The sequence below is a fragment of the uncultured Formosa sp. genome (genome assembly GCF_947500765.1).
Classification (GTDB): Bacteria; Bacteroidota; Bacteroidia; order Flavobacteriales; family Flavobacteriaceae; genus Formosa.
The window spans coordinates 370845-393970 of sequence record NZ_CANMTH010000003.1; the positions used below are offsets into that span (position 1 = coordinate 370845).

General features: G+C 30.9%; 21 protein-coding genes. 13 read left to right on the top strand and 8 right to left on the bottom strand.

From position 1 onward, the window contains the following. Positions 1-14 precede the first annotated feature (14 nt). Complete coding sequence (locus Q1B05_RS07900) at positions 15-1643, bottom strand: carboxyl transferase domain-containing protein (RefSeq protein WP_299779363.1); 1629 nt, start codon at positions 1641-1643, stop codon at positions 15-17. A 141-nt stretch (positions 1644-1784) separates the two neighbouring features. Beyond that, complete coding sequence (locus tag Q1B05_RS07905) at positions 1785-2123, bottom strand: hypothetical protein (RefSeq protein WP_299779365.1); 339 nt, start codon at positions 2121-2123, stop codon at positions 1785-1787. Positions 2124-2359: 236 nt separating this feature from the next. On the opposite strand from Q1B05_RS07905, the gene Q1B05_RS07910 reads away from it, so the two are divergent. From Q1B05_RS07910 to Q1B05_RS07930, 5 genes are all read left to right on the top strand, one after another. Continuing rightward, positions 2360-2716, top strand: a complete 357-nt coding sequence (locus Q1B05_RS07910) for a DoxX family protein (protein ID WP_299779367.1) — start codon at positions 2360-2362, stop codon at positions 2714-2716. A 1-nt stretch (position 2717) separates the two neighbouring features. Next, positions 2718-3248, top strand: coding sequence for an NAD(P)H-dependent oxidoreductase (locus tag Q1B05_RS07915; RefSeq protein WP_299779369.1), 531 nt, complete (start codon positions 2718-2720; stop codon positions 3246-3248). A 40-nt stretch (positions 3249-3288) separates the two neighbouring features. Beyond that, a complete protein-coding gene (locus Q1B05_RS07920; protein ID WP_299779371.1) occupies positions 3289-3726 on the top strand; it encodes a MarR family transcriptional regulator in 438 nt (145 codons plus the stop codon). Positions 3727-3758: 32 nt separating this feature from the next. Beyond that, positions 3759-4484 carry a pirin family protein gene (locus Q1B05_RS07925; RefSeq protein WP_299779373.1) on the top strand — a complete coding sequence of 242 codons (726 nt, stop codon included), beginning with the start codon at positions 3759-3761 and terminating at the stop codon, positions 4482-4484. Positions 4485-4633: 149 nt separating this feature from the next. Next, complete coding sequence (locus tag Q1B05_RS07930) at positions 4634-5845, top strand: OmpA family protein (protein ID WP_299779375.1); 1212 nt, start codon at positions 4634-4636, stop codon at positions 5843-5845. Positions 5846-5936: 91 nt separating this feature from the next. Here the strand turns inward: Q1B05_RS07930 and Q1B05_RS07935 are convergent, their stop codons facing one another. After that, the gene (locus Q1B05_RS07935) at positions 5937-7094 is read right to left on the bottom strand and encodes an MFS transporter (protein WP_299779378.1); all 1158 of its coding nucleotides are present in this window, start codon (positions 7092-7094) and stop codon (positions 5937-5939) included. A 401-nt stretch (positions 7095-7495) separates the two neighbouring features. Here Q1B05_RS07935 and Q1B05_RS07940 point away from each other — a divergent pair, with 401 nt between their 5' ends. The 3 genes from Q1B05_RS07940 to ettA all read left to right on the top strand — a co-directional run bounded on the left by Q1B05_RS07940 (position 7496) and on the right by ettA (position 11185). Then, positions 7496-8944 carry an MFS transporter gene (locus Q1B05_RS07940; RefSeq protein WP_299779380.1) on the top strand — a complete coding sequence of 483 codons (1449 nt, stop codon included), beginning with the start codon at positions 7496-7498 and terminating at the stop codon, positions 8942-8944. Between the two features lie 364 nt (positions 8945-9308). Then, positions 9309-9491, top strand: a complete 183-nt coding sequence (locus Q1B05_RS07945) for a CAL67264 family membrane protein (RefSeq protein WP_066218768.1) — start codon at positions 9309-9311, stop codon at positions 9489-9491. 2 nt (positions 9492-9493) lie between these two features. Next, the gene (gene ettA, locus Q1B05_RS07950; RefSeq protein ID WP_299779384.1) at positions 9494-11185 is read left to right on the top strand and encodes an energy-dependent translational throttle protein EttA; all 1692 of its coding nucleotides are present in this window, start codon (positions 9494-9496) and stop codon (positions 11183-11185) included. A gap of 79 nt (positions 11186-11264) precedes the next feature. Here the strand turns inward: ettA and Q1B05_RS07955 are convergent, their stop codons facing one another. From Q1B05_RS07955 to Q1B05_RS07965, 3 genes are all read right to left on the bottom strand, one after another. After that, positions 11265-11513 carry a hypothetical protein gene (locus Q1B05_RS07955; protein WP_299779386.1) on the bottom strand — a complete coding sequence of 83 codons (249 nt, stop codon included), beginning with the start codon at positions 11511-11513 and terminating at the stop codon, positions 11265-11267. Between the two features lie 72 nt (positions 11514-11585). Next, on the bottom strand, positions 11586-12362 hold the full coding sequence (locus tag Q1B05_RS07960; protein ID WP_299779388.1) for an MBL fold metallo-hydrolase: 777 nt from the start codon (positions 12360-12362) through the stop codon (positions 11586-11588). 54 nt (positions 12363-12416) lie between these two features. Continuing rightward, a complete protein-coding gene (locus Q1B05_RS07965; RefSeq protein WP_299779390.1) occupies positions 12417-13892 on the bottom strand; it encodes an XRE family transcriptional regulator in 1476 nt (491 codons plus the stop codon). A gap of 119 nt (positions 13893-14011) precedes the next feature. On the opposite strand from Q1B05_RS07965, the gene aceB reads away from it, so the two are divergent. The 3 genes from aceB to Q1B05_RS07980 all read left to right on the top strand — a co-directional run bounded on the left by aceB (position 14012) and on the right by Q1B05_RS07980 (position 18731). Next, positions 14012-15610, top strand: coding sequence for a malate synthase A (gene aceB, locus Q1B05_RS07970; protein ID WP_299779392.1), 1599 nt, complete (start codon positions 14012-14014; stop codon positions 15608-15610). A gap of 73 nt (positions 15611-15683) precedes the next feature. Then, complete coding sequence (locus Q1B05_RS07975; protein WP_299779394.1) at positions 15684-17309, top strand: isocitrate lyase; 1626 nt, start codon at positions 15684-15686, stop codon at positions 17307-17309. Between the two features lie 252 nt (positions 17310-17561). Further along, positions 17562-18731, top strand: a complete 1170-nt coding sequence (locus Q1B05_RS07980; protein ID WP_299779396.1) for an alanine--glyoxylate aminotransferase family protein — start codon at positions 17562-17564, stop codon at positions 18729-18731. Between the two features lie 93 nt (positions 18732-18824). Here Q1B05_RS07980 and Q1B05_RS07985 read toward each other — a convergent pair whose 3' ends face one another. Continuing rightward, positions 18825-19859 (bottom strand): arginase family protein, encoded by a 1035-nt coding sequence (locus Q1B05_RS07985; RefSeq protein ID WP_299779398.1) that lies wholly within the window; start codon positions 19857-19859, stop codon positions 18825-18827. A 120-nt stretch (positions 19860-19979) separates the two neighbouring features. Here Q1B05_RS07985 and Q1B05_RS07990 point away from each other — a divergent pair, with 120 nt between their 5' ends. Next, entirely contained in the window at positions 19980-20864 is an 885-nt protein-coding gene (locus Q1B05_RS07990; protein WP_299779400.1) for a chromosome partitioning protein ParA, read from the top strand. Positions 20865-20935: 71 nt separating this feature from the next. Here Q1B05_RS07990 and hutI read toward each other — a convergent pair whose 3' ends face one another. Next, positions 20936-22174: an imidazolonepropionase gene (hutI, locus tag Q1B05_RS07995; RefSeq protein ID WP_299779402.1), complete on the bottom strand. Its 1239-nt coding sequence runs from the start codon at positions 22172-22174 to the stop codon at positions 20936-20938. Positions 22175-22496: 322 nt separating this feature from the next. On the opposite strand from hutI, the gene Q1B05_RS08000 reads away from it, so the two are divergent. After that, the gene (locus Q1B05_RS08000; protein ID WP_299779404.1) at positions 22497-23069 is read left to right on the top strand and encodes a Crp/Fnr family transcriptional regulator; all 573 of its coding nucleotides are present in this window, start codon (positions 22497-22499) and stop codon (positions 23067-23069) included. Positions 23070-23126 lie beyond the last annotated feature (57 nt).

A 23126-nucleotide genomic window follows, 5' to 3' on the forward strand; every position in this document is an offset into this window, starting at 1 on the left:
ATTAATATTTTAGTTTAAACCTGAATTACACCTAAATTAAATTTCTTTTCAATAGGAGCGTGGTTTGCAGCTTCTATGCCCATAGAGATCCAAGTTCGAGTATCTAAAGGATCTATAATTCCGTCTGTCCAGAGTCTAGATGCTGCATAATATGGAGATACCTGATTGTCGTATCTTGATTTTATTTGATTAAATAATTCAGCTTCTTTTTCTGGTGTAATAGTTTCTCCTTTTGCTTTTAATGATGCTGTTTCTATTTGTAGTAACACTTTTGCTGCAGAGTTTCCACTCATAACGGCAAGTTCTGCACTTGGCCAAGCGACAATTAATCTTGGGTCGTATGCTTTTCCACACATGGCATAATTTCCTGCACCATAACTATTCCCGATAATAATGGTAAATTTTGGTACTACAGAATTACTTACTGCATTTACCATTTTAGCACCATCTTTTATAATGCCACCATGTTCAGATTTAGAGCCCACCATAAAACCAGTCACATCTTGTAAGAATACAAGTGGTATTTTTTTCTGATTACAATTTGCTATAAAACGTGTGGCTTTATCTGCACTGTCGTTATAAATAACGCCTCCAAATTGCATTTCGCCTTGTTTTGTTTTTACTAACTGACGTTGATTTGCAACTATACCAACTGCCCAACCATCTATTCTAGCATAAGCTGTTATAATTGTTTTACCAAAACCCTCTTTGTATTCTTCAAATTCGGAGTTATCGACCAAACGTGAAATAATCGCTTTCATGTCGTATTGATCTGATCTGCTTTTTGGAAGAATACCGTAAATATCTTTCGGATTTTCTTTTGGTTTTAAAGCATCTGCACGGTTAAAACCAGCTGTATCATAATCACCAATTTTATCAATTATAAACTTAATTTTATCTAATGCATCTTTATCATCTTTAGCCTTATAATCTGTAACCCCGCTAATTTCACAGTGTGTAGTGGCGCCACCTAAGGTTTCATTGTCTATAGATTCTCCAATGGCTGCTTTTACTAAATAACTTCCAGCAAGGAAAATACTAGCAGTTTTATCTACAATTAAGGCTTCGTCACTCATAATAGGTAAATATGCACCTCCAGCAACACAACTTCCCATAACGGCAGAGATTTGGGTAATTCCCATACTACTCATAACGGCATTGTTTCTAAATATGCGACCAAAATGTTCTTTATCAGGAAATATTTCGTCTTGTAATGGTAAATAAACACCTGCACTATCTACTAAATATATAATTGGTAATTTGTTTTCTATAGAAATTTCTTGTGCGCGTAAGTTCTTTTTTCCTGTAATAGGAAACCAAGCTCCAGCTTTTACTGTAGCATCGTTAGCAACCACTATGCATTGTTTACCACTTATGTAGCCTATTTTTACAACAACTCCTCCTGAAGGGCATCCGCCATGTTCTACATACATATCTTCTCCTGCAAAAGTTCCGATTTCAATACTTTTAGATTTAGTGTCTAATAAATAATCAATACGTTCTCTTGCAGTAAGTTTGCCTTTATTGTGTTGTTTTTCTATACGTTTCAACCCGCCTCCAAGGCTTACTTTTTTAAATCGCTTTTTTAAATCTGATACTAAAAGTTTATTGTAATCTTCGTTTTTATTGAAGTTGATGTCCATGTAAAATCAATTTGTGGCTAAAGTACGAAAGTTTAATTTTTCAGATTAATCTTTTTCTTAATCTGTTAAAAATTTTGATAATTAAAAAAAGCCAGAATAATTAAATTATTCTGGCTTTTGTAATTAATTGTAAGAAATTAATTAAACACAAAGATCAAGTTCTTCAATCTCACCGGTATTTGGATTAACAGCTAACATAAAATCAAAAATGTTAATACCATCATCTATAATTCCATAATAATATTGAAATCCATCCATAAAAAAGTAACGTCGTAATGTACCAGATGTTCCATCAGCTTCACATGTTAGATTGTTAATGTCAGCTTTAAAATTATGACCAGCAACATTTTGATCTAATATTCCATTAGTCCCAGTGTATACAAAGTCATTACTATTGTAGTTGTCGTAGCATCCACTCTGGGCTTGCATAGATGTTACTAATCCAATTGCGAAAAATGCAATAAAAAATAATTTTTTCATAATTTAATGTTTTAAAAGTTAGTTAGTTAAAGGTATATTTTTGATTTTTTACACTGTGTAAATTATAACCCCTTTTGTATGATTTATAATGCTTTCAGTGCCATTTTCCGGCATATTGATAGTCTTAAAATTTTATATAACTATAACATAGTCTATTAATAAATAATATTACATGTATATATTTACCTAGGTAAGTATATTTTATTTATTGTATATTTGCATTCAAATAAAATACAATGAAAAAAATTAAAATTATTTATTATGTCGCTACAGGATTATTAACACTAATATTATTATTTTCTGTAAACATGTACATTTTTAAACATGATATGGTTGCAAAAATGTTTACAGAATTAGGCTATCCTTCTTATATTATTTATCCTTATGCAGTTGCGAAATTATTAGGATTATTTGCTATTTGGAATCCGCAATTTAAAGTATTAAAAGAATGGGCGTATTCAGGGTTTTTCTTTGCCTTTATTTTAGCCTTTTTTGCGCATGTTATGATGAATGATGGTGGACAAATGATTGCATTAGCAGCTTTAGTCTTATTAGTTATATCTTATATTTTTAATAAAAAAAAACAACAATAGTATGAAACATATTATCGCATTTGCTGGAAGTAATAGTAAACAATCTATAAACAATAAGTTAGTGAGTTATGCTGCCTCATTAGTAGAAAATACAGAAGCTACGATTTTAAATTTAAACGATTTTGAGGTGCCACTATATAGTGTAGATCATGAAGCGGAATCTGGGTTACCCGAAAACGCAATACGTATGGTTGAAGCTATTAAAAACTCAGATGGTATTTTAATATCGTTAGCAGAACATAATGGTGCGTATACTGCAGTTTTTAAAAACTTGTTCGATTGGATGTCTAGAGTAGAACCTAAAACATTTCAAGGTAAACCAATGCTTTTAATGGCAACGTCTCCGGGGCCAAGAGGTGGACTTTCTGTTTTAGAAATTGCTAAAGATAGATTTCCACGCCATGAAGCTAATATAGTTGGTACGTTTTCTTTACCTTCTTTTTATGAAAATTTTACAGAAGACAAAATAAATAATATGGAGTTAAATAGCCAATTATTAAAAGAAGTAAAGCTATTTGAAGCGATACTGTAAGCGGATTATGTCATCACTAAATATTATTAATATATAACGTATGGGAGATTTTTCTAAAGATATTAATTCTACTTTTCCTAATAATAAAGTAAAAGCAATGCTGAATATTATTTATACAGCAAATTGGATTAATAGTTACCAGAACTCATTTTTTAAACCATTTAAAATTTCGTCACAACAATACAATATTTTAAGAATATTAAAGGGGGCAGACCAACCACTAAAAGTACAAACGATTAAAGAACGTATGGTAGAACGGTCTCCAAATACTACACGTTTAATGGATAAGTTATGTGCTAAAGGTCTAATAGATCGCATTCCATGTCCTACCGATAGACGTGTTGTACATATTATAATTACTATAGAAGGGGTAAAATTACTAGAAACTATTTCTAAAGGAAAAAGGAAAGATATATTTAAAAATTTATCTGAAGAAGAAGCGCTTCAATTAAGTGATTTATTAGATAAAATACGATGAATTTACTGTTTCATTAATTTAAAAGATATTAAATGAAAACAATACTACACAAAGCCAATACTAGAGGTTTTGCAAATCATGGATGGTTACAAGCCAATCATTCATTTAGTTTTGCAAATTGGTATGATAAAGAACGTATAAATTTTGGTGCTTTACGCGTTTTAAATGATGATGTTATTGCTCCGAAAATGGGATTTGGAACCCATCCGCATAAAAATATGGAAATTATCACAATTCCGTTACGTGGCGAATTAAAACATCGAGATTCTATGGGTAATCAATGGGAGTCGGTGTTACCTACAGAAGTACAAGTTATGAGTGCTGGGAGTGGTGTAGAACATTCTGAAATTAATGGTTCACAAGATTCGCACTTAAATTTGTTTCAGATTTGGATTATTCCTAATGCTAATAATGTAGCTCCACGTTACGATCAGAAAACATTTGATATTCTAGAACGACAAAATAAATTACAACCTTTAGTATCCTCTATTGATAATGGAATTGAAGGAACTTTAAGAATTTATCAAGATGCAATAATTTCAAGAATAGATTTAGATCCAAAATCAAATTTTAAATACAACTTAAAAAGTAAAAGTCATGGCGTGTATGTTATGGTTATTCACGGAGAAATAAAAGTAAACAATACAATTTTGAGTACTCGAGATGCAATTGGTGTTAGCGACACAACAGACCTAAATATAGATGTTTTAGAAGTAACAAGCCTTTTATGTATTGAAGTTCCAATGAATATATTGTAAAATTAGCATGTAAATTAGATTTTAACTGGTTATATAACTTCATTATAGGCACGTTAATCTTATTATCGATTATTTAGACGTTTCAAAGTTTATATTTTATAGAGTTTTAAGATTTGCATAAGTTTACATGCTATTAATTACTATTGTATATGATACTAAAGAAAGAAATTTTATTAGTTTTTTTTGTTGCTTTTACTTTGGCAACATTTGCTCAAACTTCAGAGATCACAGATCTTAAAGATACTTCAGAAATTGCTGAAATAACAGAATTAGATTCTACTAACGTAAGTTTTTGGATGGTAGGTTTAGGCTTTAACGCTATAGACGATTCAGGAACTGCTTTTGATGATGTATTTGATGTAAGTGAAGCTTGGAGCGCTGTACCTTATCCTTCACGAATAAGTATTGGAAGATATTTTAAAAGTGGATTAGGAGTAGAAGGGATTTTTGCCTACAACAAGTACAAGAAAGGTAAAATGGTTGACAACTATGAACTGACGGAAGATGAAGATTATTTTTCAGCAGATTCAAGATTAAGTTACGATTTAAACAAAGTTATTGGAGAAACAGGATGGTTTGATCCTTATGTAGGAGCCGGTATTGGGTTTACACGTGCACATAATAATTCTCGTGCAACATATAATGGTGTTATTGGATTTAGAACTTGGTTTTCAGATCGATTTGGTTTAGATGTTAACTCGTCTGGGAAATGGGCAATGAATCCAAATTTTAAAAATCATATTCAGCATGCTATTGGTGTCGTTTACAAGTTTGATGTTGAAAAGGATTTAAGTAAAAAAGATAAAGAAAAGTTAGCTTTACAAGCAGCATTAGCTAAAGAACAAGACCGCATTACAGATTCTATTGCAAGTGCAGACAAGGCGAAAGCAGATGCAGCATTCCTTGCCCAGCAATTAGCAAAACAAAAAGCAGATGCAGCAGAACAAGACAGATTAGCACAGCTTGAAAAAGAAAAATTAGAAGCTAAAAATAAAATACAAAGTGAAATAGACAGTTTGGATAACTTATATTTTGCTTTTGATTCCTACCATTTAACAGCATCTTCTAAATCAATATTAAATGAATTGATGTTAATTCTAGGTGAACATCCTGAAATGACAATAGCAATCACATCTCATACAGATTCAAGAGGAACTACAGCATATAATCAAACACTTTCTGAAAAACGTTTAAAAAGCACGTTAGATTATTTATTTGAAAAGGGTATAGAAACCAATAGAATAGAAGGAAAGGCCTTTGGAGAGTCTCAATTACTTAATGAGTGTGACGACAATACCAAATGTACAGAGAGTAAACATAGAGAAAATAGACGATCTGAAATTAAAATTGTAACGCTTTAATAAAACAGACCAGTTAATAATAGTTTAAAATAAAAACCTCAGAATTATATTCAATTCTGAGGTTTTTTTATGTTATATATTTAATAGTGTATTACCCTTTTACACGTTGCTTTCTTAGTATAATAATTCCTATAGCAATTAATACACCCGAAGCAGCCATTGCAGCACCAACCCAATCTGCAGAAGTATATCCGTATCCCATTGCTATAGGAATTCCTGCAAAATAAGCGCCAGATGCATTCCCTATATTAAATGCACTTTGGTTAAGTGAAGACCCTAAAGTTTCAGAACCTTTAGACGCATTAATTATAGCGACTTGAATTGGTGTAGATAAACAAAATGTTACAGCACCAATTATAAATGTCATGACTAGTATCATTACCTTATCCGATGCAAAAATGGTATTAAGAGATAAACAAACAACCATAGTGCTTAATATAATAATGATTGCATAAATAGGAGTAAACTTCTCTACCAATTTTGCGCCTAAAAAATTCCCGATTACCATACCTAAACCAGCTAAGATCATGGCTACAGGAACGATGTCTGCAGAATGTTTGGCAACATCTGTAATTAATGGTGCGATATAACTATACCAAGCGAAAAAACCACCAGTTCCAATTGTGGTAAGTATAATAATTAACCAAATCTCTAAGCGTTTAAATATTTTTAAATCTTCAAGAAAATGCGTTTCTGATGATTTTTTTAATGTTGGCATCCATAATTTTATACTTAAAACAACTAAAATTCCAACAAATCCAACTAATAAAAAAGAGAGATTCCAACTAAAATGTTTTCCCAGATAGGTTCCTAAAGGTACACCTAATAGGTTGGCAAACGTTAGTCCGCTAAACATAATAGCAATCCCTTGTGCAGATTTACCTTCTTTAGATAGTTTTCCTGCAACAACAGCTCCAATGCCAAAAAAAGCACCATGTGGTAATCCTGATAAAAAGCGTAATACAATAAAAGAATTATATCCAGTTGCAAAAGAAGAGAGGGTATTAAATACCGTAAACCACATCATTAATGCTAATAACACACGATTTGCAGGCCATTTACTACCTATACTGGTTAATATAGGAGCACCTACAACAACGCCCAAAGCATAAGCTGAAATAAAATGACCTGCTTGTGGAATAGTAATGTCGAATGCTGTAGCTATTTCAGGAAGAATTCCCATGATTACAAATTCTGTTAACCCAATTCCAAATCCACCAATAGCTAAGGATAATAGTGCTTTATTCATGTTAATCAATCTTATTTTTATAAGCAGACAAATGTAAGCTGACTTTTATATTCTTAATGATTTAATTCAATAAAAAAAGAGTTAAATGAGGAAGTCTCAATTTAATTAGGGATTTTATATAAGTATTGAAATCTTTTAATTGTTTGTAAGTAAAATCTGATGTCTTTTGAAGATGGTTAGATAATTTTTAAAATGTAATATAATACTCACTTCAACAGCTTTTATGGTGTAATTGATTCGCTTTAGGCTAATTAACCTAAAATGTACAACTTACAAGTTTATTTTTTTAATAATTTTTTAATGTAATCGATAACATTTTTGGTCAAAGCATTAGTTTTTGTCGATTAACAACATTATTTTTACTAGACAAATTAACTAAGAATAATATTTAAAATTTTTTTATGAAAACAACTCATGTTACAGAAAAAAAGTCCAAATACCGGTGGACGATAGTAGCCATGCTGTTCATGGCTACGGCTGTAAATTATTTAGATCGGCAAGTACTTTCCTTAACTTGGAAAGATTTTATAGCTCCAGAATTTCATTGGACAGATAGTGACTATGGTACAATTACAGCATTATTTTCACTTTTCTACGCAATTAGTTTACTCTTTGCTGGTCGATTAGTAGACTGGTTAGATACTAAGAAAGGATTTATGTGGGCCATTGGAGTTTGGTCTTTGGGAGCGATTTTACATGCCTTTTGTGGTATTGCTGCTTCAGGTATATTAACAGGTCATTGGTTTGTTGGTTTTGAACAAGCAAGTCACTATATCTCTCAAGTTGAAGATGTTTCAAGAGTCTTAAACGTAAGTATTGTACTGTTTATTTTTGCACGTTTAGTATTAGCTATCGGTGAAGCGGGTAATTTCCCGGCAGCAATTAAGACAACTGCAGAATTTTTTCCTAAAAAAGATAGAGCATATGCAACTAGTATATTTAATGCAGGAGCAACTGTAGGAGCTTTAGCAGCACCTTTAGTAATTCCTGTATTAGCTAAAAATTACGGATGGGAATCAGCATTTATTGTTATTGGTGCGTTAGGTTTCGTTTGGATGGGTTGGTGGCAATTTGGATATAAAAAACCACATTTACATCCAAAAGTTAATGCCGCAGAATTAGAATACATTAATCAAGATGTAGAGCATGTTAAAAAAGATAATGAAGTAAGTAATAAAGTAACCTTTAAGCAACTATTTAAATATAAACAAACTTGGGCCTTTGCTTTTGGTAAATTTATGACAGATGGTGTATGGTGGTTCTATTTATTCTGGACACCTGCGTATTTAAGTTCTGTTTATGGTATGGAATCGTCAGATCCAGTTGCTCAATTTGCTTTATTTGTATTATATGCTATTACATTACTATCTATTATTGGTGGTTGGTTACCTACATATTTTGTAGATAAGAAAGGTATGAATCCTTATGCTGGTCGTATGCGAGCAATGCTAATTTTTGCATTCTTTCCATTATTAGCTATTGTAGCACAGCCATTAGGTCATGTGTCATATTGGTTCCCAGTAATTATAATTGGTATAGCTGGAGCCGCACACCAAGCTTGGTCTGCTAACATATTTACAACAGTAGGAGATATGTTTCCTAAATCTGCAATTGCAACGGTTACAGGTATTGGTGGTTTAGCAGGTGGTATAGGATCTACTTTTATTAATAAAGGTTCTGGTATTTTATTCGATTATTCTGCAGAGACAAACATGAATTTCTTAGGATATAAAGGAATTGAAGCGGGATACTTTATTGTCTTTACGTTTTGTGCTGTGGCATATTTAATTGGCTGGATTGTTATGAAAACTTTAGTGCCAAGATATGAACCTATTACTGATTTAGAATAAGATTATTTCTAATTTTTTAGAATATATATAAATGAGATTTCTTTATTAAGGAATCTCATTTTTTTTTTGAATATCTTTTAAAGATTAACGAAAATTTTTTTAGACTTATTTTTTTTGAAATATATCAGTTAATTACCTTTTTAAGATAAGATGTTGAATTAATAACACAATTTAAACAACATTGTTAATATAAAATATTTATAATTACTACTAAAAATGCGATATTTGTATTTGAATTCGCGCAAAGGATAGAAGTGGCATCCTTTTTTTTATTGGCATCAATTTAAAAAAGATAGAACGGATAGCCTGACATATTTAGCTTTTTTGCTAAAAATGATGCGCACTAAAATAAGATTTACAAATTATGGCAATGAATAAGAATACGGTTTTAGCTTGGGCAACAACCATTATGATTGTAGTAGGATTAGGTTTAATAGCACTTGGTGCTTTTAGATATAACGATGTAGCAGGTTGGGGATTTGCTTCTGTGGGGATAGGTTTTTTTGCTATTGCTTGGGTATTTAACGCATTAAAAGGAAGAGTGTAATTATGAGTGACGATAAGAAAGTTATTTTTTCAATGTCTGGTTTAACCAAGACATTTCCTGGTGCAAACACACCAGTTTTAAAGAATATTTATTTAAGTTTTTTCTACGGCGCAAAAATAGGGATTTTAGGTCTTAATGGTTCAGGAAAATCTACATTATTAAAGATAGTTGCTGGTCTTGATAAAAACTATCAAGGAGATGTGACATTTCTTCAAGATTATTCTGTTGGTTATTTAGAGCAAGAACCAAAGTTAGATGAAGATAAAACGGTAATGGAAATTGTACGTGAAGGAGCTGCCGAAACGGTTGCTATTCTTGATGAATACAATAAAATTAACGATATGTTTGGATTGGAAGAAGTGTATTCTGATGCAGATAAAATGGATAAATTAATGGCACGTCAGGCCGAGCTTCAAGATCAGATTGATGCTTCGAATGCTTGGGAGTTAGATACGAAATTAGAAATTGCTATGGATGCGTTACGTACTCCAGATGGTGATAAGAAAATAAGTGTACTTTCTGGTGGAGAGCGCAGACGTGTTGCTCTTTGTCGTTTACTGTTACAAGAACCAGACGTTTTACTTTTAGATGAACCTACCAACCACTTAGATGCAGAATCTGTGCATTGGTTAGAGCATCATTTAGCGCAATATAAAGGAACTGTAATCGCTGTAACTCACGATAGATATTTCTTAGATAACGTTGCGGGTTGGATTTTAGAATTAGATAGAGGTGAAGGTATTCCTTGGAAAGGAAATTATTCGTCTTGGCTAGATCAGAAATCTAAACGTATGGCACAAGAAAGCAAAACAGCTTCTAAACACCAAAAAACGTTAGAGCGTGAATTAGATTGGGTACGTCAAGGAGCAAAAGGACGCCAAACAAAACAAAAGGCACGTTTAAAGAATTACGATAAATTAATGAGTCAAGATCAGAAACAACTTGATGAAAAATTAGAAATCTACATTCCTAATGGGCCACGCTTAGGGACTAATGTTATCGAAGCTAAAGGAATCAGTAAAGGTTTCGATGATAAATTATTATACGAAAATTTAAACTTCAATTTACCTCAGGCTGGAATTGTAGGAATTATTGGTCCTAACGGTGCTGGTAAAACTACTATTTTTAGAATGATAATGGGTGAGCAAGAACCAGACAAAGGTTCTTTTGAATTAGGAGACACTGCTAAAATTGCATACGTAGATCAAAGTCACACAAATATTGATCCTGAAAAAACCATTTGGCAAAACTTTAGTGATGAGCAAGAATTGATTTTAATGGGAGGGAAAGAAGTAAATTCTCGTGCCTATTTAAGTCGTTTTAACTTCTCTGGAGGCGAGCAAAATAAGAAAGTGAAATTACTTTCTGGAGGGGAACGTAACCGTTTACATTTAGCGATGACCCTTAAAGAAGAGGGTAATGTATTACTTTTAGACGAACCTACTAACGATTTAGATGTAAACACATTAAGAGCGCTCGAAGAAGGTCTTGAAAACTTTGCAGGTTGTGCTGTAGTGATTAGTCACGACAGATGGTTCTTAGATAGAATTTGTACACATATATTAGCTTTTGAAGGAGATAGCCAAGTGTATTTCTTTGAAGGAAGTTTTAGTGAATATGAAGAAAATAAGAAAAAACGTTTAGGTGGAGATTTAATGCCAAAACGTATTAAGTACAAAAAATTAGTACGTTAATTACATTAACTATTTTTTTAATATAAAAAAGAGCCTGTATAATATGCAGGCTCTTTTTGGTTTTTAGCAGTATAACATATTAGTTGTTACTATATAAATGTCCTTCTGTAAAATCTTTATATTTTTTGTCTTTATCGTCAGATTCTAGTATTTCTGAATTAGCAAGACGTTCATTTTCTGCATTTAATTTCTGCGTTTTTCGCATTCCTAAAATTAATAAAACAAGAAAAATGAATACTGTTATTAATAATCCGATAATGATTCCGTTATCGATAATTAACTGCAAAACATCGTTTGGCAGCATGAATTGAAAGAATACAATTGACATGATAAGTTATATTTGTTAGACTAATAGCATTTCAAATATAAAATAAATATCAGTATTTACATAATTAGGTTGTTAATTTTTTGGATACCAATCTAATAGGGTCACTTTAATAGCTTTACTTTCAGTTTCTACCAAGTTTTTAAATGCGTCTACATCACTTAAACCATTTGTTCCGCGATAATGATAAGGTATAACTTCTTTTGGTTTAAAATCCAACACAGCATCTACAGCGCTTTCTACCGTCATAGTATAAGGTAAATTCATGCAAACAAAAGCAATATCGATATCTTTTAGGCTACGCATCTCTGGAATATCTTCAGTATCTCCAGAAATATAAATACGTTCATCTTCAAGATTTAAAACATAACCGTTTCCTCTTCCTTTAGAATGAAATTTAAGCGCTTCTGGGCGTAAGTTATACATCGGTATAGCTTCAATATTAATATGCTTGTATGCTTTAGTTTCTCCATTATTAATTACTATTGTTTGCTTTTTAAGCACAGCTGTAAGTTTATCTGCTACTGCTTGAGGAGCTAAAATTGTTGTAGTTGGTTTAGTTACTGCTTCTAAAGTTTCAATATTTAAATGATCGCCATGAATATCTGTTATTAGAATTAAATTAGGATCTTTTTGATTCGTGAACACCTCTGCGCCACCAACGGGATCTACAAAAATTGTAATATCTTTTACTTCCATTGCAAATGTTGCATGGGAAATAGGTGTGATTTTGGTTTTACTATCTACTTTAGTTATACCTATTTTAACACTATTTACAGGATTGGTGATAGGTTTAAAACTAAATAAAGTGACTGATATTATTAAGGCTATAAATACGATTGTTCTTTTCATAATTTATTATATTTAATGTAATTAATATCATTAAAATTAGAACTAAAATACTTATCAACTAAATCTTTTGTTCAAATCTTCTACAACTAATTCAATTTCTTTGTTTTTTTCTTGATTTCCTAATCGAATTGCAGGTACCTGTCTTACTTCACAATCTTTAATAGCACAACGCTCGCAAGTCACACTTACATCCTGTTTTTTAATTTTAGGATCATCTAGAAAATTTAATTTCTTTTTTAACTGCTTATCTATTAACAAACCAATACTAATACTTCTGTAATAATGGTCTTTAAACGGATCTTTAGTAGCAGAGGATAATAATAAATAACTCACGTTATCACTAGGGTAATTAGATATTTGTATATCAAAAATATGATCTTGATTAGCTGTATCTATTTCTTTTAAGACTTTTAAAGACACCCATCGTCTACAGTAATGTTCATTGTTTTCATTGGCATTTGGTGAATGTTGATGTGATAAATGGAACTCTTTTTTAAGCTGAAATCTTTCTGTTCCAGCACGGTGTGTAAATCGTAAAAAGAATAGATTTTGAATATTAAACTCTTTAGGCAGAATATTAGTTAAGCGTTGATAAAATGATTCTGGAGATGCATTAAAAGAGTGAATAATATCTAGAAATAACGTTTGATTAAATGTGTTTTTACTAAATAAATTAGTAAGTTTTTCTGTTAATATTGCTTTTGGTAAAATTAAGGCACCTGCAAAATATGAGGCATAGAAATTATTTAGAACCTGATCAAAATTTTCAAATTTAATCCATGAAAATGTATAAAGGCGCTCTTTATACTCTAGATAATTATATGCTAACTCTTTGGCAAAAATAAAAGTTTGTTGTGCTTCATCCATTCTGCTTGCCAATAGTAATGTTTTTGTTTTAGGAATATAAACAGAACGTAAAGTATCTAACGCTTGGTGTTTATCAAGCTCTGAATAATTAATGGTATACCCAAATTCTTCAATTAAAATTTCTTCTAACTCTTTTGATGTAACTGTTTCAGATAAGTTTATATGATAAGCTTTTGCAAAAGACAAGACGCTTTGTTCAATTTCATCAAAATAATTATTATTTGCTTCTTGAAATGAGCGTACCGAAGCTAAATAAAAGCTTTCTTTTGTAAAATTATAATGTTGTGAAATTTTAATAATAGTACTAATAAAAGCATTGACTTTAGTAGGTGCATTTGCTACAATATCTATTAAATTACTTTCTTTAATTCCAAAAAGTTCTAGTGGAAGTTCTTTTAGTATTTTAGATTGTAATAAATCTCCTATTGGGGCTAAATTTTTATCTAATTTTAAAGATACCATTTGGTCATATGGTACATCTAATTTTTCTGCAAGTATTGCAATTTTATCCGGTTTAGGATATTTTTTTCCATTTTCTATTTCATTTAAATAGGACTTAGATAAACCCGAAAGTTTAGACAAACCAAACAGTGATAATTTCTTATCAACCCTTATCTGCTTTAGCTTTAAACCAAAAACAACCTTAATATAACTCTCTTCCATAATAACAAATATATACTATTTTGCGAACATCTCAATTATGCGGATTACAAATATTTAGCGAACGTTCGCTTGTTTTATTAAAAACTTTGTTATATCATTGTTTTATAAAACAAACTACTATGGCACAGACACTTATTGAAACACCAAAAATTACTTTCTCTAATGATGTTAGTAATTATTACCCAGAAATTCTAACCGAAGAAGCGCTTAGTTTTATAACTGCGCTTCATGAAAACTTTAATGAAGAGCGATTACTACGTCTTCAAAAACGTGTAAATCAACAAAAGAAATTTGATGAAAGGCAATTTCCTAAATTCCCTAAGGAAACAAAATCTATTAGAGAATCTAATTGGACTGCAGGTAATATTCCGCATGATCTTCAAGATAGACGTGTAGAAATTACAGGTCCTGTAGATAGAAAGATGGTTATTAATGCTCTAAATTCTGGAGCAAAAACTTTTATGGCAGATTTAGAAGATAGCAATTCGCCGACTTGGAAAAATGCAATAGAAGGTCAGCAAAACTTAATAGATGCCAATAACAAAACTATTAGATTAGAAGATGCTAAACGTGGTAAATTGTATAAACTAAAACCCAAAACGGCAGTTTTATTAGTTAGACCTAGAGGTTTGCATTTAAATGAAAGGCATATTATTATTAATGGTGTAGAAACCTCTGGAAGTTTAGTCGATTTTGGTTTATATGTATTCCATAACACTCAAACTCTACTTCATAATAACACAGCACCATATTTTTATCTTCCAAAATTAGAGCATTATAAAGAAGCAAGGTGGTGGAACGAGGTATTTAAGTTTGCAGAAGATTATCTAGAAGTACCACAAGGCACATTTAAAGCAACGGTTTTAATAGAAACCATTACAGCCAGTTTTCAGCTAGATGAAATTATTTACGAATTAAAAGAACATATAGTAGGATTAAATTGCGGACGTTGGGATTATATTTTTTCGTACATCAAAAAATTCAGAAATCACAAAAACTTTATCGTTCCTAATCGCGATCAGGTAACCATGACCACACCATTTATGGACGCATATTCAAAATTAGTAATTCAACGTTGCCATAAAAGAGGCATTTTGGCCATAGGAGGTATGGCAGCACAAATTCCTATTAAAAATGATGAAAAAGCAAATGCAGCCGCTTTAGAAAAAGTACGTAAAGATAAAGAACGAGAAGTTAAAAATGGACATGATGGTACTTGGGTAGCACATCCCGATTTAGTTACTGTAGCTATGACCGAATTTAATAAATACATGCCTAAAGCAAACCAATTACAAATTATGCGTGACGATGTAACTATTACAGAACAAGACTTGGTAGAATTACCCGAAGGTACTGTTACAGAAGCAGGGATAAGAAAGAACATTAATGTAGGTATACTTTATACAGAAGCATGGTTACGAGGCTTTGGAGCCGTTGCACTTTATAATTTAATGGAAGATGCAGCAACAGCAGAAATATCAAGAACACAAGTATGGCAATGGTTAAAAAATGAAGTTATTTTAGAAGATGGAAGAACATTTAATATGAAAATGTACACTGAAATATTCAATGAGGAAGTTGAAAAAATCGTTGCAAATTACACAGAGAATACGATTAAAGATACCAAATTTGAATTGGCTATACAGCTATTCGACACTTCTGTATTATCTAAAGAATTTGAAGAATTTTTAACACTTTCAGCTTACAATTATCTTTAAAAAAACAATCCTGCGATTGCTACAACAATCAACAGGATCTAATTATTAATAATAAATAACGTATTACAAAATTATGAAAAATTTATCACAAACAAATTACCATTCAGCATTAGAGACTGTAAAAAAATTAAAAGAAAAATATGGAGATACCTGGGATGCAATAAGTCCGCATAATGCCGCAAGAATGGTAATCCAAAATAGATTTAAAACAGGTTTAGATATTGCAAAATATACAGCAGCTATTATGAGGAATGATATGGCAGTATACGATGCAGATCACTCTAAATACACACAATCTTTAGGATGCTGGCATGGTTTTGTGGCACAACAAAATATAATTGCAGTTAAAAAACATCATAAAACAACTAACAAGAAATATTTATATCTATCTGGTTGGATGGTGGCTGCATTACGCTCTGAATTTGGTCCATTACCAGATCAATCTATGCACGAAAAAACATCGGTTCCTTCATTAATTAAAGAAATTTATGATTTTCTTCGTCAGGCAGATGCTATTGAGTTAAACGACTTATTTAAACGTCTTGAAAAAGGTGAAGATGTTCAAAATCAAATTGATAATTTTGAAACTCATATTGTGCCTATTATTGCTGATATTGATGCTGGTTTTGGAAATGAAGAAGCAACATATTTGTTAAGTAAGAAAATGATTGAGGCTGGAGCCTGCGCTATTCAAATAGAAAACCAGGTATCCGATGCAAAACAATGTGGGCATCAAGATGGGAAAGTTACGGTTCCTCATGAAGATTTTATAGCAAAACTAAATGCAATTAGATATGCATTTTTAGAACTGGGAGTTGAAGATGGAATTATTGTCGCTAGAACAGATTCTGAAGGAGCAGGGTTAACTCAAAAATTACCAGTAAGTAAAGAACCTGGAGATTTAGCTTCTAAATATTTAAATTTTATAGCGTGTGAAGATATCTCTATAAATGAAGCAAAAGAAGACGATGTACTTTTAAAAAGAGAAGGAAAATTAGTTAAACCTGTGAGATTAGCTAATGGCTTGTATAAATTTAAAGCAGGATCTAATATAGATCGTGTTGTTTTAGATTGCATTACTAGTCTTAAAAACGGAGCAGATTTGTTATGGATTGAAACCCCCACACCTAATTTAAAACAAATTGCATATATGGTTAATAGGGTTAAAGCTGTTGTTCCTAATGCTAAATTGGTATATAATAATTCACCCTCATTTAATTGGACGTTGAATTTTCGAAATCAAGCTTATGATGAGATGGATGCTTCAGGAAAAATTATGTCTGATTATGATAAAAATAATTTAATGGATGTTATTTATGATGATTCAGAACTGAGTAGAATTGCAGACGAAAAAATTAAAACATTTCAAAAAGATGGTGCCAGAGACGCTGGTATATTTCATCATTTAATTACGTTACCAACATATCATACAACAGCGCTTCATATGAACGATTTAACTAAAGGTTATTTCGCCGAAGATGGCATGTTGGCTTATGTTAAAGGTGTTCAGAGAGAGGAGATTCGTAAAGGTGTGTCTTGTGTAAAACATCAACGTATGGCAGGCTCGGATTTAGGAGACGACCATAAATCATTTTTTGCTGGCGAAAAAGCTCTAAAAGCTGGAGGTGAAAATAATACTAGTAATCAGTTTGAAAATAGTAAAGCGAAATCGAAACGAGAACTTGTTCTCGATAAATAATTGTATTCAAACTTATAAAAAAAGGCAACAAGTAAGATTGTTGCCTTTTTAAATGTCGACTATTAATAATCTTTATAATTTTATACACAATTACAACAGTAAATCTTTATAATGCCTATTAACCGGTAAAACTCTTAAATATGAATGAGTGGTAGTAGATGCATGAAAATATTGAGACACTGCTTTAAATTATGAAGATTATGTATTCAAATTTAATAAATACACTTAACTTAATTAAATAATAGATATAAAATGAAAGGTAGAAAATTACTAATGATACCAGGTCCTATAGAATTTGAACCTGAGGTTTTACAAGCCATGAGCATAGCTACAGATAGTCATGTATCACCAAATTTTATTGAGGTTTTTGGAAATAGTCTTGAGCTTATGCGAAAGGTTTGGAAATCTCCAAAAGGTCAACCTTTTATTATTTCTGGAACAGGTACTTTAGCTATGGATATGGCTGTTTCTAATCTTATTGAAAAAGGAGATGCTGTGCTCGTTATTTCTTCAGGTTATTTTGGTAAGCGTTTTAAAGATATTCTAGAATGTTATGGCGCACATACAACTATTCTAGAAGCTCCGGTAGGAGAGGTAGTTAGCCTTGATGAGATTGAAAAAGAATTAAAAAGCAAACAGTATAAGGCCTTGACAATTACACATGTAGATACATCTACAGGAGTTTTAATAGATCCTAAGCCTATATCAGAATTGGCTAAAAAATATAATACATTAAGTATTTTAGATGGTGTTTGTTCTGTTGCGGGAGAAAAAATTAATCAAGACGATTGGGGAATTGATATTGTTTTAACAGCTTCTCAAAAAGCAATAGGAGTACCACCAGGATTAGCACTTTTAATGGTATCTGAAAAAGCAATCCAAGTTTGGAAAAACAGAAAAACTCCAGTTGGAAATTACTATGCAGATTGGAAAAACTGGCTTCCAATTATGAAAGCTTATGAAGAACGCAGACCATCTTATTTTGGTACACCTCCAGTTAATCTTATTGTAGCATTAGAAGTTAGTTTAAAAATTATTTGCGAAGAAGGAATTGATAAACGTATAAAAAGACACCAAAATTTAGCTGAAGCTTTTAGATTAGGAATAGATGCTTTACATTTAAAAAGATTGCCTGTAACTAATGAATTAGCAGCTCATACATTATCTGCTATATATTATCCTGAAGGTGTAGATGGAGCGAGTTTAAGTGCAAAAATGAATGCTAGTAATGTTATTATTGCAGGAGGATTATTGTCTGATATTAAATCGACTTATTTTAGAATAGGGCATATGGGAGCTATTTCTGCAAGTGATATACTATCTGTTTTAGGAGCATTGGAACGTGCTTTAATTGAATTAGGCATTCCAATAGAATCTGGTAAAAGTTTACAAGCATTTCAAAATAAACTTATTCAAATGTAATTATATAAATAAGTCGCTTAAAATGATTCAGAAAGTGTTTAAAAGAGGTTGAGTACACATGATTTTCGTCAACCTCTTTTATTATTAATAATTTTATTCTAATGTTTTTTTAGTACTGTGTGCATGTATAAAATCTGTAACTAAATAAGAAATTTGTTTCCCAATTTGCAAGGCATTCTCTTCGGTAGGAGTTGCTTCACAAATATGTAAATATTGTACAGCTTTACGTTTTCCGAAGTAATTTACAAATCGTCTCGCTTTTTTTAAACTAAAACCACATGTTGTTACAGTGTCTTCATTCAGTTTTTCTATAGCAGAACAATCTATTTCAATTCCAAAAGGAAGCTCTTTAATAAAAGACCAAGCGTGTTTTAGTTCTTTTTTAAAAGTCGTGTTTTGTTTAACTTCAATACTTTCATAAGAGCTAAAACTTACTTCCTTTAATTTATTAATTGTTTTAAGAATAGAATTTGGTATGTGATTTTCATGAACTCCAAAAACATAATATTTCTTTAAAAAACCTTCTGTAAAAGCGTAAGTAAACCCGTTACCACTGTGTCTGCCTTCTTCAGGTTTAAAATTTGTAAGTGTATCTAAATTAACTACATTTATTGGAGAATTTAAAGCAAGAGCACTTCCTTTAATATTTCCATAAGCATTATTATGTCCTCTACCTATAATTATAGGTATTTTACCCGCTTTTTTAATACAATAAACTAAATTAGAAACTTCTTTATCTATTTTAGATACAATTTTTCTACATTTAACAAGTTGTTTATCTATAGATAGATCTAAGTCATTAATTTTTTTAAGTTCTTTTTCAAAATTTAAATACCCTAAAATTAAAACGTCTTCAGGATTTGTAAATTCATTTTTCTGAATATTTAATAGCACTTTTAATGTCGCTTCCCAAATATGAGTGGTACTTTGCTGACCAAGATTAGCGAAAACACCTATACTTTCGGGAATACCAATTAATACATAGCCGACGTCTAAATTTTCAATATATTCGTATATATTGCAAGTAGAAGGAAGCATCTTTACATGTTCTCCAAATTTAGATTCTGAAGGACGAATATTTAAAAATCTTGAAAGATCTGAATTGTTAAAAACAACAAGTTTATCCATTATTAATATAAAGTTTATCAAAATTTAAATGTACTATTTTTTTTGTTTTATGAACTTAAAATTGATAATATTAGCTATATAAATAAATACGTAACAAATTAGTGATTATTCAAATAAATTATGGAACAGAACACATCAAATAACGGGTTAAAAATAGCTTTAGGTGTTGCTTTAGTGTTATTTTTAGGAACAGCCTTTTATACTTTCGATCTTATGAAAAAAAAGAACGAAAATTTAGCTCAGCTTAAAGAAGAAAAAGAATTAGTAATGACTGATTTAAGCAATATGGCAAAACAATATGATGTTGCTATTAGTGAAAGTGAAATTGCAAATAGTAATTTAATTGAAGCGAGAACACGAATTCAAGGATTAATGGATTCACTTCAAATTTCTGAAACTAATGTAAAAAGCCTTTGGAGATACAAACAAAAATATGTGAATTTACAGAAGGAAATGGATTTTTTACTTGAAGAAAACGATAAGTTAAAGTCTGAAAATAATATGTTATCATCTTCTTTAGATAGTACACGTACACGTTTAGAAGAACGTAATATGTTTACAGATTCTTTATTAGTACAAAATACTGCTTTAGCAGAAGTTGTAGAAAATGCAGCTGTTTTGAATACAGTTGGCTTAAAAGGTTTTGGTGTTATAGAACGTAGTTCTGGTAAATTAATACCTACAGAACGTGCAAGACGTGCAGATAAACTTAGAGTGTGTTTTACTGTTGCTAAAAATAGTTTAGTACAAGCAGGCGATCAAGAATTATATATACAAGTTATAGATCCTAAGAATAATGTTATGGGTGTGAACGAACAAATTATATTTGGAGAAAAATCTTTAAACTATAGTTTAATAAGTCGCTTTAATTATGAAAACACAAGTTTAAATGTTTGTGAATTTGTAACAGCTAAAGGAGATAATAAGTTTGAAGAAGGCCGTTATGTTGTAAATGTTTTTAATGAAAAGGATTTAGTGTCTTCATCAGAATTTACACTTAAATAATAAATCTAAATAAAATAAAAAACCGAATAATTTTAAATTATTCGGTTTTTTTATGCGAATACGTTTTATAATTATTCTACAATTTTACCATTAATAATAACAGTATCAATATTATTATTACCAAAGGCGTAAGGTATGTAGTTGTAATTTGGTATCTCATCAGTAATGATAATGTTCGCTTTTTTACCACGTGTTATACTTCCAAACATTTTATGAGCTCCCATAGCATATGCTCCGTTAATGGTTGCAGCATTAATCGCTTCCTCTGGAGTCATCTTCATTTTTATACATGCTGTACTAACTACAAAATTCATATTTCCACTTGGTGTAGTTCCTGGGTTATAATCACTAGCTATTGCTAGAGGTAAACCAGCGTCTATAAGCTTTCGTGCTGGCGTATAAGGAATTCCTAAGAAATAAGAGCAAGACGGTAAAGCTACTGGCATAGTATGACTGCCTTTTAATGCTTTTATATCTTCAGGGTTAACAATCTCAAGATGATCTACAGAACGTGCATTATGCTTAACAGCTAAACTAACTCCTCCAAAAGCATTAAATTGATTCACGTGAAGTTTAGGAACCATATTATGTTTAATACCTGCTTCTAAAATTCGATCTGTATCTTCTAAAGAAAAATAATCTTTTTCACAAAAAACGTCTATATATTTAGCTAATTGTTCTTTTGCAATTTCAGGAATTATAGTGTTAATTAATTCATCCACATATCCTGATTTATTGTCTTCAAAAGCTTTTGGGATAGCATGAGCACCAAGAAATGTGGGTCTTACTAATATATTAAAATCATGTTTTAGTCTTTTTATAACATGAAGTATTTTTAGTTCCGATTCTAAAGTTAAACCGTAACCCGATTTAATTTCTATAGCACCAGTACCTAATCGCATAACTTCATTTAGACGTTTTACAGATTGCTCATACAATTCGTCCTCACTTGTTTGTTCTAAAATTTTAGCTGAATTTAAAATTCCACCGCCTTTTTTAGCAATTTCTTCATAACTCAATCCGTTTATTCTATCTACAAATTCTTGTTCTCTATGGCCAGCATAAACTAAGTGGGTATGCGAATCACACCATGCTGGTAAAACAATTTTACCAGTGGCATCAATAGTTTTTTCTGCTATAATTGCACCAATATTTTTCATGGAACCATATTCTACAATGGTATCATGTTCTATAAGCAGGTATGCATTCTCTATTAAGGGTAGTTCCTTCATTTCTTTACCAGAAACTTTAAAAATACCATGCGTTCTTGTTTGCAATAATTGCTTTATGTTGGTAATAAGTATCGACATTCGTTAATATATTTTAGTAGGATAAATTTATGAAAATAATTTTACTTAAAGATTACAATAAGTGCTCGGTTTTTGTAAGATTAATAATAATTTTTAATAAAATAGAATGATTCCGTAATTAATGCTATAACTATGGTAAAATAGTATAATGGATATTGATTTTTTATTGTTAAAGTTGTTAAATTAATACGATTATTTAAACTGTAGTTGTTTTCTTATAAATTATTTTCAAAGACTTAATTAATTAAGTTTTCAGTCGTATAATACAGTTTGAAATTCATAAATTTATTTTTTTTTAAACGTCTTTATTAGTAGGTAATACATGATAGAAATTAGAGATTATATAGAATCTACAGTATCCATAAGTGATGCCGATTGGAAGTTATTTGCTTCGAAACTTAAAACACGAACATTTAAGAAGCGAGAACGCATTTTAAATGTTGGTGAAACAGAGTATTATATCTCTTTTATACAATCAGGAATTGCACGATTTTTAATTCCCCATGAAGACGAGGAAAAAGATGTCACTTTTGGTTTCTGTTTTGAAAATGAATTTATAAGTGCTTACGATTCTTTTTTAACCCAAGCTCCGTCTTTGTATGCTCTAGAAGCATTAACAGATTTATCTATTTGGAGTGTGTCTTATGAAGATTTACAAGAGGTTTATAAGAAAACAGAAGTGGGTAATTTAATTGGACGATTATCTTCAGAACGCTTATTTTTAATTAAATCTAAACGGGAACAATCGCTATTAAACGAAACAGCAGAACAGCGCTATATTAATTTATTTACAGAACGCCCAAAACTAATTAAAGACATTCCTTTAAAATATATTGCTTCTTATATTGGTGTCACAGCTCAAGCTTTAAGCCGAATTAGAAAGCGAATTTCTTAACCCATGTTCATTTTATAATTCTATTTAATATTGGTTCTTTGTTGTATAAAATTATAG